The 13,761-nt window shown below is 66.8% G+C and carries 12 protein-coding genes; 6 read left to right on the top strand and 6 right to left on the bottom strand.

Annotated features, from left to right (window positions below; all coding sequences use genetic code 11):
• Positions 1 to 50 precede the first annotated feature (50 nt).
• Complete coding sequence (locus tag AC3A56_RS03445) at positions 51 to 1,151, top strand: NAD(P) transhydrogenase subunit alpha (protein WP_487769331.1); 1,101 nt, start codon at positions 51 to 53, stop codon at positions 1,149 to 1,151.
• Between the two features lie 7 nt (positions 1,152 to 1,158).
• Here AC3A56_RS03445 and AC3A56_RS03440 read toward each other — a convergent pair whose 3' ends face one another.
• From AC3A56_RS03440 to AC3A56_RS03430, 3 genes are read right to left on the bottom strand one after another with little or no spacing between them, the layout of a single operon-like run.
• Positions 1,159 to 1,731 carry a DUF3106 domain-containing protein gene (locus AC3A56_RS03440; protein WP_487769330.1) on the bottom strand — a complete coding sequence of 191 codons (573 nt, stop codon included), beginning with the start codon at positions 1,729 to 1,731 and terminating at the stop codon, positions 1,159 to 1,161.
• Between the two features lie 3 nt (positions 1,732 to 1,734).
• A complete protein-coding gene (locus AC3A56_RS03435; RefSeq protein ID WP_487769329.1) occupies positions 1,735 to 2,160 on the bottom strand; it encodes a hypothetical protein in 426 nt (141 codons plus the stop codon).
• The gene (locus AC3A56_RS03430; protein ID WP_350016818.1) at positions 2,157 to 2,741 is read right to left on the bottom strand and encodes an RNA polymerase sigma factor; all 585 of its coding nucleotides are present in this window, start codon (positions 2,739 to 2,741) and stop codon (positions 2,157 to 2,159) included. The genes AC3A56_RS03435 and AC3A56_RS03430 overlap by 4 nt, the downstream gene beginning before the upstream one ends.
• Before the next feature lie 138 nt (positions 2,742 to 2,879).
• On the opposite strand from AC3A56_RS03430, the gene AC3A56_RS03425 reads away from it, so the two are divergent.
• A complete protein-coding gene (locus AC3A56_RS03425) occupies positions 2,880 to 3,185 on the top strand; it encodes an NAD(P) transhydrogenase subunit alpha part 2 (RefSeq protein WP_487769328.1) in 306 nt (101 codons plus the stop codon).
• Complete coding sequence (locus AC3A56_RS03420) at positions 3,185 to 4,642, top strand: NAD(P)(+) transhydrogenase (Re/Si-specific) subunit beta (RefSeq protein WP_487769327.1); 1,458 nt, start codon at positions 3,185 to 3,187, stop codon at positions 4,640 to 4,642. Before AC3A56_RS03425 ends, AC3A56_RS03420 begins: the two co-directional genes overlap by 1 nt.
• Before the next feature lie 25 nt (positions 4,643 to 4,667).
• Here AC3A56_RS03420 and AC3A56_RS03415 read toward each other — a convergent pair whose 3' ends face one another.
• Positions 4,668 to 5,096, bottom strand: coding sequence for a hypothetical protein (locus AC3A56_RS03415; RefSeq protein WP_056764153.1), 429 nt, complete (start codon positions 5,094 to 5,096; stop codon positions 4,668 to 4,670).
• A 202-nt stretch (positions 5,097 to 5,298) separates the two neighbouring features.
• On the opposite strand from AC3A56_RS03415, the gene sufT reads away from it, so the two are divergent.
• From sufT to AC3A56_RS03400, 3 genes are all read left to right on the top strand, one after another.
• The gene (sufT, locus tag AC3A56_RS03410) at positions 5,299 to 5,856 is read left to right on the top strand and encodes a putative Fe-S cluster assembly protein SufT (protein ID WP_056717890.1); all 558 of its coding nucleotides are present in this window, start codon (positions 5,299 to 5,301) and stop codon (positions 5,854 to 5,856) included.
• A 499-nt stretch (positions 5,857 to 6,355) separates the two neighbouring features.
• Positions 6,356 to 8,509 (top strand): M4 family metallopeptidase, encoded by a 2,154-nt coding sequence (locus tag AC3A56_RS03405; protein ID WP_487769326.1) that lies wholly within the window; start codon positions 6,356 to 6,358, stop codon positions 8,507 to 8,509.
• A 543-nt stretch (positions 8,510 to 9,052) separates the two neighbouring features.
• Positions 9,053 to 11,221: a M4 family metallopeptidase gene (locus AC3A56_RS03400; RefSeq protein WP_487769325.1), complete on the top strand. Its 2,169-nt coding sequence runs from the start codon at positions 9,053 to 9,055 to the stop codon at positions 11,219 to 11,221.
• Between the two features lie 109 nt (positions 11,222 to 11,330).
• On the opposite strand, the gene AC3A56_RS03395 is transcribed toward AC3A56_RS03400, so the two are convergent.
• Positions 11,331 to 11,819, bottom strand: a complete 489-nt coding sequence (locus AC3A56_RS03395; RefSeq protein WP_007806907.1) for an asparaginase domain-containing protein — start codon at positions 11,817 to 11,819, stop codon at positions 11,331 to 11,333.
• A 208-nt stretch (positions 11,820 to 12,027) separates the two neighbouring features.
• Complete coding sequence (locus AC3A56_RS03390; RefSeq protein WP_487769324.1) at positions 12,028 to 13,668, bottom strand: acyl-CoA dehydrogenase family protein; 1,641 nt, start codon at positions 13,666 to 13,668, stop codon at positions 12,028 to 12,030.
• Positions 13,669 to 13,761: the final 93 nt, after the last annotated feature.

The raw sequence follows: 13,761 nt of genomic DNA, 5'->3' as shown, positions 1-13,761 counted from the left end.
AGCCTCTCCATGCCTTAAGATGACCCGACCATTGCCGAGGGGGTTGCACCATGGGGATCACCGTAGCCGCATTGCGCGAGACCGCCGCCGGCGAGCGTCGGGTGGCGATCACGCCGGAGATGGCGAAGAAGCTGCGTGGCAAGGGCCTGCGCGTATTGCTCGAACGCGACGCCGGGCGCGCGGCCGGTTTTCCCGACGCCAGCTATGCGGATGTGGAATTTGCCGATGCCACTACGGTGCTCGGCCAGGCTGACCTGCTGGCCTGCGTGCTGCCGCCGGACGATGCGGTGTTTGCCGGGATGCACGAGGGCAGCGTGGTGGTCGGCCAGTTGCGTCCCTACGGTGCGGCCGGGCGGATCGCGGCGTTGAATGCACGCAAGCTCACCGCGTTCTCGCTGGAGTTGCTGCCACGCACGACCCGGGCCCAGGCGATGGACGTGCTGAGTTCGCAGGCGGCGGTGGCCGGCTACCGCGCGATGCTGATCGCCGCCGAGGCTTCGCCGAAATTCTTCCCGATGCTGACCACGGCCGCCGGCACCATCCGGCCGTCCAGGGTGCTGGTGATCGGTGCCGGCGTGGCCGGCCTGCAGGCGATCGCCACCGCGCGGCGGCTGGGCGCGCAGATCGAAGGCTATGACGTGCGCCCGGAAACGCGCGAGCAGGTCGAATCGCTGGGTGCGAAGTTCCTCGACCTGGGCGTCAGTGCGGCCGGCAGCGGTGGTTACGCGCGGGAGCTGTCCGCCGAGGAACGCGCGGCGCAGCAGCAGGCGCTGGCCGATCACCTGAAGGTGTTCGATGTGGTGGTCAGCACGGCGGCGGTGCCGGGACGGCCGGCGCCGAAGATCCTCACCACGGCGATGGTCGAGGGCATGAAGCCGGGGGCGCTGATCGTGGATCTTGCCGCCGAGGGTGGCGGCAATTGCGAGCTGACCCGGCCGGGCGAGCGGGTCGAGCATGGCGGCGTGGTGATCCTGGGGCCGCTGAACCTGCCGGCGGGTGCGCCGCTGCATGCCTCGGAAATGTACGCCCGCAACGTGTTCAACTTCGTCGAGCTGCTGGTGCACGAAGCCGCGCTGAAACCGGACTTCGACGACGAACTGGTGGCGAAAAGCTGCCTGAGCCACGCCGGCGAGACGCGCTTCGCCGGCTGAGCGCGACTCAGCTCTGGCCGTTCTGGCCGGGTGGCGGCGGGGGCGGCTGGTTGCCGGATGGCGGCGGAGGTGGACGGTCGTGTCCGCCATGCGGGCCGTGCCAGCGGCGCTGGTCCGGTGGCAGCTGCCGCCAGCGTCGAAGCAATTCCTCGCGCTGCGCCGGCGGCAGTTTCTGGAAGCGTTCGAAGGTGGTGTGCAGCTGCTCGCGCTGCTGCTCCGGCATCTGGTGGAACTTGCGCATGTTCTCGCGCGCCTGCTTGCGCTCGGCGGGGGTCATCTGTTGCCAGCGGGCGATGTGTTGGCGGACTTCCTCGCGCTTTTCCGGCGGCAGGGTGACCCAGCGTTCGGACCGATGAAGCATCCGCGCCTGCTTGCGCGGCGACATGCCGTCCCAGTCATTTTTCAGCGGCGCCAGCACTTCGCGCTGGGCCGGGTCGAGGCTGCTCCACGGACGCACCGGTGGCGCCGCCTCGTCCCGCGACGGCGGTGGCGCGTCCTGTGCGTGCAGTGGCGCCACCGCCACGCCGCCGAGCAGGCTGGCGAGCAACAGGGGCAGGATCGGGCGAAGGATTCGATTCATGGCTCAGCGTTTCGTGGACGGGCTGTCGGTGCTGGCCAGCCAGTCGTAGAACTCCAGGTTCTGGTAGAGGTTGGGGTCGGTCTTGTCGGCATCCGGCGGCAGATCCGCGTCGGCATCGTCGAGGGTGTTCGCCGGATGGATGGCCGCCTGGGTGTGTTGCCGCGGCAGTGGCTGCCACACCATCAGCGCCGCCAGCGCGATCACGGCGAACGCGCCCGAGGGGATCAGCCAGCGGACCGTGCGCTGCGCCGATGCGGCCGGTGCCTGCAGCGCCTCGCGCCGGGCCGCACGCAGCCGCCCGGCGGTCACCGAGTCGATGCGCTGCGCGGCCTCGTGCCAGAGCCCGCGTGCACGCTGCTCCAGGTTTTCGCCGGGCCGGTTTTCGCCGGGCCGGTTGTCGTCCAGCCTGTCTTTGTCCAGCGACGTCATCGCCAGTCCTCCAGTTGGTCGCGCAAATGATGCATGGCGCGCGACAGATGGGTTTTCACGCTGCCTTCGGAGCAGCCCATGGCACGGGCGGTTTCGGCCACGTCGAGTCCTTCCAGCATGCGCAACATGAAAGCTTCGCGCTGGCGTTGCGGCAGTTGCCGCACCGCGGCGGCCAGGTCGGCGTACGACTGCACGTCGTGCAGCCGGCCCAGCGGGTCCTGGCCGGGATCGGCCGGCTCCCACACGGGCAGCTCGTCGCCGTCGCCATCGTGGCCGCCGCCCAGCCAGCCGACCACGATCGAGCGCACCTTGCGGCGCCGCTGCAGGTCCACCACGCGCCGGCGCAGGATGCCCCAGAACAGCGGCGCCCATTCCGTTGCGGGCTTGTCGCGGTAGTGCCTGACCAGCCGCAGCATGGCGTCCTGCACCGCGTCCATCGCGTCCTCGCGATGGCGCAGCTGCAGCTCGGCCATGCGGAACGCACGCCGTTCGACCTGGGCCAGGAAGGCATCCAGGGTGGCGGGTGTTTCGCGGACCTCGCTCAGCAGATCCGCGTCGAGGGTGCCGATCGCGCTGTTCACGGCGACCGCGTCCCCGTCTTCGATTGGATCATCTGCGGGCTCCGGCGGTGTGCTCCCGGAGTTCAACGCGGCAGGCTCGCACGGGTTGACCGGCACCCGTATGATGCAGGCTCAACGGTGTTCCGACGGGGTGGGGTCATGATCGACGGGTTCCTGGCGCTGTACATCTTCATGCTGGCCGCGTTTACCGGTTATGAAATCATCGCGCGGGTGCCGGTGATCCTGCATACGCCGCTGATGTCCGGTTCGAACTTCGTGCACGGCATTGTGCTGGTTGGCGCCATGATCGCGCTAGGCCGGGCCGACACGCCGTTCGAGATCACCATCGGCTTCATCGGCGTGCTGCTGGGCGCCGGCAACGCCGCCGGCGGCTACGTGGTGACGGAGCGGATGCTGGAGATGTTCAAGTCCAGCAAGCCGGGCACCGGCAAGGAGGCCAAGTGATGAACTGGCTGCCCACCGTCATCAAGGCCTGCTATTTCATCGCCGCGCTGCTGTTCATCCTGGGCCTGAAACGCATGAGCTCGCCGCGCACCGCGCGCGGCGGCATCGTGTGGGCCGGCTACGGCATGTTGCTGGCGGTGCTGGCCACCTTCTTCCTGCCCGACATGCACAACCGCGGGCTGATCGTCGCCGCGGTGCTGATCGGCGTGAGCGCCGCCTGGTGGACCGGTCGCCGCGTGGCGATGACCGCGATGCCGCAGATGGTGGCGCTGTACAACGGCATGGGCGGCGGCGCGGCAGCGGCGATCGGCGCGGTCGAGCTGATCGGCTACGCGCGCGGCCTGGGCATGCTCCATGCGGTGCCGGACACCTCGCCGCTGCGTCCGGAGGCGTGGGCGGTGAATGCGTTGCCGCCGGCACTCTCGCCGGTCGAACTGACCCTGGGCGTGCTCGGCGCGCTGATCGGCGCGGTGAGTTTTTCCGGCTCGCTGGTGGCGTTCGCCAAGTTGCAGGGCTGGATGGACAGGCGCTTCGTGTTCGCCGGCCAGCGCGCGGTGAACATGCTGCTGCTGGCCGCCGCCGTGGTGACCGGTTTCATGCTGGTGCTGGGTCAGGCCAGCCTGCCGCTGATCCTGGTGTTCTTCGCGCTGGCGCTGCTGTTCGGCCTGATGATGACGCTGCCGATCGGCGGCGCCGACATGCCGGTGGTGATCTCGCTGTACAACGCGTTCACCGGCCTGGCGGTGTCGTTCGAGGGTTTCGTGCTGGGCAACGAGGCGATGATCATCGCCGGCATGGTGGTCGGCGCCGCCGGAACCTTGCTGACCCAGCTGATGGCCAAGGCGATGAACCGCTCGATCGGCAACGTGCTGTTCGGCAGCTTCGGCGCCGCCGGCGGCGAGGCGCAGGCGATCAGCGGCGCGCAGAAACCCATCGACGGCGCCGACGCGGCGGTGATGATGGCCTACGCCGAACGCGTGGTGATCGTGCCCGGCTACGGCCTGGCGGTGGCGCAGGCGCAGCACAAGGTGTGGGAATTCGCCCAGCTGCTGATCAAGCGCGGGGTGAAGGTGAAGTTCGCGATCCATCCGGTGGCCGGGCGCATGCCGGGCCACATGAACGTGCTGCTGGCCGAGGCCGGCGTGCCGTACGACCTGATCGCCGACATGGACGACATCAATCCCGAGTTCGCCACCACCGACGTGGCGCTGGTGATCGGCGCCAACGACGTGGTCAATCCGCTGGCCAAGACCGACCCGGCCTCGCCGATCTACGGCATGCCGATTCTCGACGTGAGCAATGCGAAGCAGGTGATCGTGATCAAGCGGGGCAGGGGCACCGGCTTCGCCGGCATCGAGAACGCCCTGTTCTACGCCGACAACACCCGCATGCTGTATGGCGACGGCCAGGCGGCGGTGGGCGAACTGGTGACGGCGCTGAAGGACGTGGACGGCTGAAGAGCAGTCCGGGGCGCTGCTGCGCTCAGCCCCGGCGACGTCGCCACCAGGCCAGCCATGCTGCCACCAGCATGCCCAGGCCGGTCCAGGCGAAGTCGGCGGGTGACAAGGCCATGCGAGCCAGTTGCCACAGCATGCCGACACCGGCGGTGCGCATCGCCTCGATCAGGCCCAGCCCCATGTTGCCCGCGATCAGCACGCCGGCGATCAGCACGTTCACGTAGAACGTGGCCAGCAGGGTGGCAGCGGCGGCCATCAGCGCCGCGCCGGTGCCGGCCGGGCGCACGCAGGTGCGGATGGTCAACGCCAGCAGGGCGCCGATGGGCAGGGCCAGCCATGGCGCGGAGTGGCGCAGATACATCGAGACGACCATCCATACCGCGCCGCCGGCCAGGCCCAGCATGGCGGCGCTGAACAGCGAAAAGGCATACAGCAAGACGGCGCGCGTGCTCATCGGTGGTGCCGGTTCAGTAGGGCGGGAAGCATGCGTCGTCCATCGGGCAAAGCGGCCATCATAGCGTGCCGCCGGGCCGCGGGCCCTTGAGTTCGGCCGCCGAGGCCTGATCTGGGACAAGCGGCCGCACGCGGCGGCCGGCATAATAGGCAACCCGGGTTCGACGCACGTGCGCGCCCATCGAGACAGGATTGGCGTTGGCATGAGTGGTTTCAGTCTGAGCAGCGAACCGTTCACCCTGGTGCGCGACTGCAATGCCGTGATGGTGCCGCAGGGCGAGCAGGTGACGCTTCCCGCGGGCCAGATCGGCTACATCACCCAGGCGCTGGGTGGCAGCTTCACCGTCTACGTGGAAGGCAATCTGTTCCGCATTGCCGGCGACGACGCCGACGCGTTGGGCAAGCCGCGACCCGAACCCATCCAGGTGCCGGCGAACGCCACCAACGAGGATGTGGAGAAGCTCGCCTGGGAGCAGTTGCGTACCGTGTTCGATCCGGAAATCCCGGTGAACGTGGTCGAGCTGGGGCTGGTCTACGACCTCAGCCTGGAACAGATCGCATCCGGCGAGCGCAAGGTCTACGTGAAACTCACGCTGACGGCTCCCGGTTGCGGCATGGGCGACATCCTGGTCGACGATGCGCGCACCAAGCTGGAGATGATTCCCACGATCAGCGAGGCCGAGGTGGACCTGGTGTTCGATCCGCCGTGGTCGCACTCGATGATGTCCGACGCGGCGAAACTCGAAACCGGCATGCTCTGAGTTTCATCCGTGCGGTTCGGCGAAGAACTGCGCACGGGTTCATCGCGCGATCGTCTCTGCCATCGCTCCGATCATCGACGTTCACCGCACCGTGAAATGCAGGCGAGCCTGCTGATGCGTGGTCTCGTGCACGCGTTATTCACGATGAATTCGCGCTTTTTGCCTGCGTCCGCGATGACGGCCGACTCTGTGATATCGGTCACTCCAAGTAGGAAAAAGTCGGGTTGTTCCGGCTTGATTCGAAGCCTATGGTAAAGCGATCCGTCTTCGGGGAGGTTGACGGATGGTCCTTTGGCGGCGTGATCGCCGTCTTGCAGTTACGCATCCCCGCACTGCCTGCACAATGGAATGTCAGGGGGAGGGCAGGCGATACGGATGTAGTTTGGGATCGCTAGACAGAAATTGAAGAAGGGGTCGTGCCTCGCACGGCAAATCTTGCATGGGGCCGCGTGGCCGCATCGGGCTCGCCTGTCCCCGTCATTGTCTAGGAGTTCATTCAATGCCCAATCATTACCGCCTGAAATTGCTGGTCGCCGCGATCGGCATGGCTACCGCCTCGGTCGCCACCGCTGCCACCACCAAGACCCTGCATGCGCAGAATCTGGGAGCAGTGCCCACCAGCACGCTGGCAACCAAGCTCAACCTCGGTCAGGACATGTCGCTGGCACCGCGCAGCGCCGTCAGCATCGCCAACGGTCACAAGGTCGTGCGCCAGCAGCAGATGTATCGCGGCGTTCCGGTCTACGGCCGCAGCATCGCCGTGGTGCAGGATGCGCAGGGCAACGCGCTTCGTGCGAGCGGCGAACTGATGCAGAGTGCCTCGCTGGGGCTGACCTCGGTGCTGCCCAAGCTCAGCGCTGCCCGCGCGATCTCCGCGCTCAAGGCACATGCACACACCAGCCTGGTCGGTGGCGCCACGATCAGCAATCAGAAGACCGACCTGTTCGTGTATCCGCAGGACAACGGCCCCGCTCGCCTGGTCTACCGCGTGTCGTACTTTGTGGGCGGCGCGCACCCGTCGCGTCCGACCGCGATCATCGACGCCAACACCGGTGAAGTGGTCAAGAGCTGGAACGGCCTGACCGATGCTTCGGCCACGGGTCCCGGCGGCAACCAGAAGACCGGCAAATACCTCTACGGCACCGACTACGCGGCACTCGACGTGACCCAGTCCGGCAGCACCTGCACGCTGCAGAACACCAACGTGAAGACCTACAACCTCAACCACGGCAGCAGTGGCGGTTCGGTAGTCAGCTTCACCTGTCCCAACAGCGACACCGATGCGATCAACGGCGCCTATTCGCCGGTCAACGACGCGCATCACTTCGGTGGCGTGGTGCATGACATGTACAACTCGTATACCGGTGCGCCGCCGCTGAACATGCAACTGGTGATGAAGGTGCACTACCTCAGCAACTACGAGAACGCGTTCTGGGACGGCAGCGCGATGTACTTCGGCGATGGCGCCAGCACGTTCTACCCGCTGGTGTCGCTGGACGTGACCAGCCACGAAATCAGCCACGGCTACACCGAGCAGAACTCCGGCCTGGAATACAGCGGCCAGTCCGGCGGCATGAACGAGGCATACTCGGACATCGCCGGCGAAGCGGCGGAGTTCTACGACCGCGGTGCGGCCGACTTCCTGGTCGGCGCGGACATCGTCAAGACCAGTGCCGGCATCGGTGACGCGCTGCGCTACATGTGCAACCCGCCGCAGGATGGCGGCTCGATCGACAACGCGGCCGACTACACCTCCGGCCTCGACGTGCATTACTCCAGCGGCGTGTACAACAAGGCGTTCTGCCTGCTGGCCAAGACCTCGGGCTGGGACGTGAAGAAGGCCTTCCAAGCCTTCGCGCTGGCCAACAAGTCGTACTGGACGGCCACCTCCACCTTCAACTCCGGCGCCTGCGGCGTGGAGTCGGCGGCGACCGACCTGGGCTACGTCGCGAATGACGTGATCACCGCGTTCAACGGCGTGGGCGTGACCTGTCCGGGTGGCGGCGGCGGTGGCGGCGGTGGCACGACCGAGCTGCAGAACAACGTGGCGGTGACCGGCGTGTCGGCCTCGACGGGTGGCGACAACGACTACTTCATCACGGTGCCGGCGGGTGCCACCAACCTGGTGATGTCGATCTCCGGCGGTACCGGCGATGCGGATCTGTACACCAAGGCCGGCAGCGCGCCGACCACCAGCAGCTACGACTGCCGTCCGTACAAGACGGGCAACTCGGAAAGCTGCACCGTGGCGTCGCCCGTCGCTGGCAAGTACTACATCAAGGTGCACGCTTACGCGTCCTACTCCGGTGTCACGGTGAAGGCGTCGTACAGCACCGGCGGTGGTGGTGGTGGCGGCAGCAGCGACTCGGTGGATCTGCCGACCGTGAGTACCGGCAACTGGTCGTCCACCTATACCGAGACGGTACAGGCCGGCCATACCGTGACCTTCGCGATCTCCGGTGGTACCGGTGACGCGGATCTGTACGTGCGGGCCGGCAGCGCGCCGACCACCAGTTCGTACAACTGCCGTCCGTACAAGACCGGCAACAACGAAAGCTGCACCTTCACGCCGAGCAGCAACACCACCTACTACATCAAGGTGCGTGCGTACCAGACGTTCTCCGGCGTGACGCTGACGGAAACGCTGAACTGAAGTTGGTCGAAGCTGCGCCGGAATGACCGGCGCAGCTTCGCGACAAGTTCGCTCGGAACCCCGGCTTCGGCCGGGGTTTTTTTGTTCGTGCAACGACGTGCAGCAAGGCGTTTTTGCAAGTCGCTTCATGAGCACGACAGCGCGTCGACTGGCGAAGATCACTTCACGGCCAGCGAAATTTCCCTGCGCGCAACTGAACCTGTTCCGTATCGCCACACACCCGCCCCGTCGCTGTGATGTCCGTCACCCGGGGTAGGAAAAAATCAGATAGCTAGCTTGCCTGTCGAGGAATAACGTGTCGCATCCGCTTTCCGGGGAGGTCGGCGGATGATCCTGTGGCGACGCCATCGTCGTCTTGCAATTACGCATCCACGCGCTGCCTGTACATGGAATGTCAGGGGGAGGGCAGGCGATACGGATGTAGTTTGGGATCGCTAGACAGCACACGAAGAAGGGGCCGTGCCTCGCACGGCAAATCTGCATGGGGTCCTTGTGGCCGCATCGGGTCCGATTGTCCCTAAAATTTTGTCTAGGAGTTTGTAAATGCCCAATCATTACCGTCTGAAATTGCTGGTTGCCGCGATCGGCATGGCCACCGCTTCGGTGGCCACTGCCGCCACCACCAAGACCTTGCATGCACAGAACCTCGGTGCGGTGCCGGCCAGCTCGCTGGCCGCGCAGCTCAACCTCGGTCAGGACATGTCGCTGGCACCGCGCAGCGCCGTCAGCATCGCCAATGGTCACAAGGTCGTGCGCCAGCAGCAGATGTATCGCGGCGTGCCGGTCTACGGCCGCAGCATCGCCGTGGTTCAGGACGCCCAGGGCAATGCCCTGCGCGCCTCGGGTGAACTGATGCAGGACGCCCAGCTCGGCCTGAGCTCGGTGGCCCCGAAGTTGAATGCCGCCCGTGCGCTCACCGCACTCAGGGCGCATGCGCACACCACCCTGGTCGGTGGCACCACCATCAGCAACCAGAAGACCGACCTGTTCGTGTATCCGCAGGACAATGGCACTGCACGCCTGGTCTACCGCGTGTCGTACTTCGTCAACGGCGCGAATCCGTCGCGTCCGACCGCGATCATCGACGCCAATACCGGTGCCGTGATCAAGAGCTGGAATGGCCTGACCGATGCTTCGGCCACCGGCCCGGGCGGCAACCAGAAGACCGGCAAGTACCTCTACGGCACCGACTACGCCGCGCTCGACGTGACCCAGTCCGGCAGCACCTGCACGCTGGTCAATACCAACGTGAAGACCTACAACCTCAACCACGGCACCAGTGGCGGTTCGGTGGTCAGCTTCACCTGCTCCAACAGCGACACCGACGCGATCAACGGCGCCTACTCGCCGGTCAACGATGCCCACCATTTCGGTGGCGTGGTGCATGACATGTACAACGCCTACACCGGCGCACCGCCGCTGAACATGCAGCTGCGCATGAACGTGCATTACAAGAGCAACTACGAGAACGCGTTCTGGGATGGCTCGGCGATGAACTTCGGCGACGGTGCCAGCACGTTCTACCCGCTGGTGTCGCTGGACGTGACCAGCCACGAAATCAGCCACGGTTACACCGAGCAGAATTCGAACCTGGAATACGACGGCCAGTCCGGCGGCATGAACGAGGCGTACTCGGACATCGCCGGCGAAGCGGCCGAGTTCTACGACCGCGGCGCGGCCGACTTCCTGGTCGGCGCGGACATCGTCAAGACCAGTGCCGGCATCGGCGATGCGCTGCGCTACATGTGCAACCCGCCGCAGGATGGCGGCTCGATCGACAACGCGGCCGATTACACCTCCAGCCTCGACGTGCATTACTCCAGCGGCGTGTACAACAAGGCGTTCTGCCTGCTGGCCAAGACCTCGGGTTGGGACGTGAAGAAGGCGTTCCAGGCCTTCGCGCTGGCCAACAAGTCGTACTGGACGGCCACCTCCACCTTCAACTCCGGCGCCTGCGGCGTGGAGTCGGCGGCGACCGACCTGGGCTACAACGCGAATGACGTGATCACCGCGTTCAACGGCGTGGGCGTGGCCTGCCCGGGCACCGGTGGCGGCGGTGGCGGCGGCGGTGGCACGACCACCGAGTTGCAGAACAACGTGGCGGTGACCGGCGTGTCGGCCTCGACGGGTGCCGACAACGACTACTTCATCACGGTGCCGACAGGCGCCACCAACCTGGTGATGTCGATCTCCGGCGGTACCGGCGATGCGGACCTGTACACCAAGGCCGGCAGCGCGCCGACCACCAGCAGCTACGACTGCCGTCCGTACAAGACGGGCAACTCGGAAAGCTGCACCGTGGCGTCGCCCGTCGCGGGCAAGTACTACGTCAAGGTCCACGCTTACGCGTCCTACTCCGGCGTCACGGTGAAGGCCTCGTACAGCACCGGCAGCGGTGGTGGCGGCGGTGGCGGCGGCAGCACCTCGGTCAACTTGCCGACCGTGAGCACCGGCAACTTCTCCACGACCTACACCCAGGCGGTCACCGCGGGTCATACGGCGACCATCTCGATCGCCGGTGGTACCGGTGACGCGGATCTGTACGTGAAGGCCGGCAGTGCACCGACCACCAGCAGCTACAACTGCCGTCCGTACAAGACCGGCAACAACGAGACCTGCACGTTCACCCCGACCAGCAACACCACCTATTACATCAAGGTGCGTGCGTACCAGACGTTCTCGGGTGTCACCCTGACCACCAGCAGCAACTGATCCTCACGCTCATCGCGTGACGGTGCAAACGGGAACCCCGGCTTCGGCCGGGGTTCTTCATTTGGGGAGCAGGGCTGGATTTGGGCGTGGCTGGCGAAAGCGCCGGACTTCAGCCCACCGGCTCGAAGCGGTTGGCGTCGCGGTTCTTGCGCACGCTGGCCGGGTCCCACACGCGACCGTTCATGGCGATATAGACGCCGTCGGGCAGGGTCTGCACCGCGGCCACCGCGCAGCCGATGTTGAACACCGCGTCCGAGCCCTGGAAGCGGGCGGGATTCAGCGCGCCGGTCAGCACGATCACCTTGCCCTTGATATTCGCCAGTTCGCGCGCGGTTTCGACCATGGTGTCGGTGCCGTGGGTGACCAGCACGTGGCGATGCGGCTGCGCCTCGATCGTCGAACGCACCAGCGCGCGATCCTCGGCGCCCATGTGCAGGCTGTCCTTGCGCAGGATCGGGATCACGTCGAACTGGAACGCCACGCCGAGCTGGCCGAGGATCTCGCCGATCTGCGGCGCGCCGATCTTGTAGTCCGACTTGTCGTCGAAATAGATCTTGTCGATCGTGCCGCCGGTGGTGACGATGGTCAGATGCTGCATGTCGGTGGGCCATGGAGAGAATCCCGGCATTTTAGCCCGTGCCAGCCCCGCCCACAGCATTGCCGACCCAGCGGCCCCGCCGGCCGCACCACGAAGCCGATGCTCCGCTCCCTCCCCTGCTCGTCCCGCAAGGGGACTTCCTTCGGTCGCAGAAAGGGCTGGGGTGGGGTCGCTCTTGATCTTCGCCGCGCGTCGCAGCCTGCAGTCGCTAGCCCAGCAACAACGCGGTGTTGTCCCCGTCCGGCACGATCAGCCGATCGAGCCCGAGGCGGACGAAACGGCGCAGTGCCGCGGCAGGCCGCGGGTCGGCATGAGCGCTCGACCAGCTCGCCTGTCTCGCCAGCAGGGCCGCCGCCGCACAACGAGCCAACGTGAACGCGAGGCCGCGTGCGCCCGATTCCAGGGTTTCGCGTGCGGCCGCATGCTGGTCGAGCCAGCGCGCGGCCGCGTCCAGCGTCTGCCGGATCGCGCTGGCCGCGTGCATGTCGTCGTTGCCATCCAGCCAGTGCGTGCTGGCCGTGCGCAGCGCGCCCAGGCTGTCGCCGGCCAGCGCGCGCAGGCTGTCCAGCGACAACACGTTCGTGGTGCCTTCCCAGATCGCGTACACCTGCGCGTCGCGCAACAACTGCGGCAGGCCGGTGTCCTCGATGTAGCCGGCGCCGCCGAAACATTCGATCGCCTCCGAGCAGACCTGCACCGCCAGCTTGCCGGTCCACAGCTTGGCCAGCGGCGTCAGCAGGCGCAGCAGCGCGGCCTCGTGCGGGGCGGCCGTGCCGTGCTCGACGCGGCCGAGCAGGTGGGCCACCTCGAACGCCAGCGCCAACGCGCCCTCGAACTCCGCCTGCATGTCGGCCAGCGTCTGCGCGTGCAGCGGCTGCTCGATCAATGGCCGTCCAAACGCCTGCCGCCGCGTGGCGAAGTCGCGCGCCAGGCTGATCGCGCGTGCCATGCTGGCCACGGCGCAGATCCCGTTCCAGGTGCGGGTCACGTTGAGCATCGGCGCCACCTGGCGCACGCCGTGGGCCAGTTCGCCCAGCGGCCAGGCGGGCAGGCCGTCCAGATGGATTTCCGCGGTGGGCAATTCCTGCGTGCCCAGCTTGTCCTTCAGCCGGTCGATGACCAGCTCGCTCTTGCGCCGCTCGCCGTCCATCGTCTCGACGTAGAACAGCGCCAGCGCCGCCGTGCCGCTGCCCGCGCCTTCGGGCCGCGCCAGCGCCAGCGCCGCTTCGCCGACCACCGCCGAGCTGAACCACTTGCGCCCGTACAGCCGCCACTGGCCGCCTGCATCCTGTCGCGCGACGGTTTCGGTGTTGCCCACGTCGGAGCCGCCGGCGTTCTCGGTCATCCACTGGCCGCTGAGCCAGAACGTCGATGCATCGCGGCTGAGGAAACGCGGCAACACGCGCTCGATCAGCTCGCGGTTGCCCGACGCCTTGATCGCGGTGGCGGCGCCGTCGGTCATCGCCAGCGGGCAGGTATAGAACTCGCTGGCCAGGTGGTACAGGTAAACCCGGGCAAATTCCTCCAGTCGCGCATGCTCGCTGTCCGCATGGCCGGCGGCGAGCACCGCATGGCGGGTGGTGATGCCGGGGCCTTCCTGCCAGGCCGTGGTCAGCTCTATGCGATCGACCCGCCGACCCCACGCATCCCACTGCGTCAGCACCGGCTTGCGCCGCGTCGTGCTGCACGCGCGACGCCATGCCATCTGCGCGTAATCGCCCAGCGCATCCAGGTCGGCATCCAGCGCCGCGCGCCGCCCGGCCGGCAGCGCGCGATCGAGCAGGGCCAGCAGCGAGCGGTCGCTGCGATAGGGATGAAGAAGTTGCGGCGGATCCTGCAGGAAGGCCATGGCGCACTCCGTCCAGAGTCGAGGTGTCGAGTATAGGCACGCAGGCATTCGGCGCGTTGCGCTGGCATCATCGAAAGCCCTTCCCCGGCGCAG

It is taken from the genome of Rhodanobacter sp. Soil_C_14, from assembly GCF_057657335.1.
The sequence above is the reverse complement of the archived record's forward strand: the minus strand, read 5'-3'. Positions and strand labels throughout refer to the sequence as shown.

Excerpts from the sequence above, each read along its gene's own strand:
- AC3A56_RS03405 (WP_487769326.1), top strand. The coding sequence starts at position 6,356 with ATGCCCAATCATTACCGCCTGAAATTGCTGGTCGCCGCGATCGGCATG.
- AC3A56_RS03415 (WP_056764153.1), bottom strand. The coding sequence starts at position 5,096 with ATGAGCACGCGCGCCGTCTTGCTGTATGCCTTTTCGCTGTTCAGCGCC.
- AC3A56_RS03440 (WP_487769330.1), bottom strand. The coding sequence starts at position 1,731 with ATGAATCGAATCCTTCGCCCGATCCTGCCCCTGTTGCTCGCCAGCCTG.
- AC3A56_RS03445 (WP_487769331.1), top strand. The coding sequence starts at position 51 with ATGGGGATCACCGTAGCCGCATTGCGCGAGACCGCCGCCGGCGAGCGT.
- AC3A56_RS03435 (WP_487769329.1), bottom strand. The coding sequence starts at position 2,160 with ATGACGTCGCTGGACAAAGACAGGCTGGACGACAACCGGCCCGGCGAA.
- AC3A56_RS03400 (WP_487769325.1), top strand. The coding sequence starts at position 9,053 with ATGCCCAATCATTACCGTCTGAAATTGCTGGTTGCCGCGATCGGCATG.
- AC3A56_RS03395 (WP_007806907.1), bottom strand. The coding sequence starts at position 11,819 with ATGCAGCATCTGACCATCGTCACCACCGGCGGCACGATCGACAAGATC.
- AC3A56_RS03390 (WP_487769324.1), bottom strand. The coding sequence starts at position 13,668 with ATGGCCTTCCTGCAGGATCCGCCGCAACTTCTTCATCCCTATCGCAGC.
- AC3A56_RS03420 (WP_487769327.1), top strand. The coding sequence starts at position 3,185 with ATGAACTGGCTGCCCACCGTCATCAAGGCCTGCTATTTCATCGCCGCG.
- AC3A56_RS03425 (WP_487769328.1), top strand. The coding sequence starts at position 2,880 with ATGATCGACGGGTTCCTGGCGCTGTACATCTTCATGCTGGCCGCGTTT.
- sufT (WP_056717890.1), top strand. The coding sequence starts at position 5,299 with ATGAGTGGTTTCAGTCTGAGCAGCGAACCGTTCACCCTGGTGCGCGAC.